Origin of the sequence: Enterobacter cloacae complex sp.6700776, from assembly GCF_048284255.1 — a bacterium.
In the GTDB taxonomy this organism is placed as follows: domain Bacteria; phylum Pseudomonadota; class Gammaproteobacteria; order Enterobacterales; family Enterobacteriaceae; genus Enterobacter; species Enterobacter intestinihominis.
In genome coordinates this window covers 1-317 of sequence record NZ_JBLVYK010000132.1, presented here as the reverse complement: position 1 = coordinate 317, position 317 = coordinate 1, and the positions used below count along the sequence as shown (strand labels likewise).

Annotated in this window: 1 protein-coding gene; it reads right to left on the bottom strand. The window is 60.6% G+C overall.

Features of this window, described 5'->3' with window-relative positions; all coding sequences use genetic code 11:
- Positions 1-32: 32 nt before the first annotated feature.
- The coding region (locus ACNQ0T_RS23565) for a hypothetical protein (RefSeq protein ID WP_417930423.1) at positions 33-317 on the bottom strand (285 nt) is incomplete at its 5' end.

The following is a 317-nucleotide window of genomic DNA, read 5'->3' as shown; positions in this document are numbered from 1 at the left end:
AGCGCAAAGCTATATCGCCTTGCGCACCAGCCTTAGCGGGTAACTGTCTTCGTGGAAGTACCATTGCCTGAGTTATCGCCACTGTCGCTTGCCGCGACAACGGCTAACGTCGCTACGCCGGCAATCGCAGCGGTGGTGACAACAGCGGTTGTCCCAATCGCCCCTGCCGCCAGTCCCCCCGTAGTGCCAGCGGTAGTTCCCACCGTTGCTCCGGTTGTTGTTCCGGTTGTTGCTGCGCTGGTGCTACCTGCTTCGGTGGTAGCGCCTATAGCAGGCAGGGCAGTCGCCAGCGTGAGTGCCATCAGCACTGTACAAAG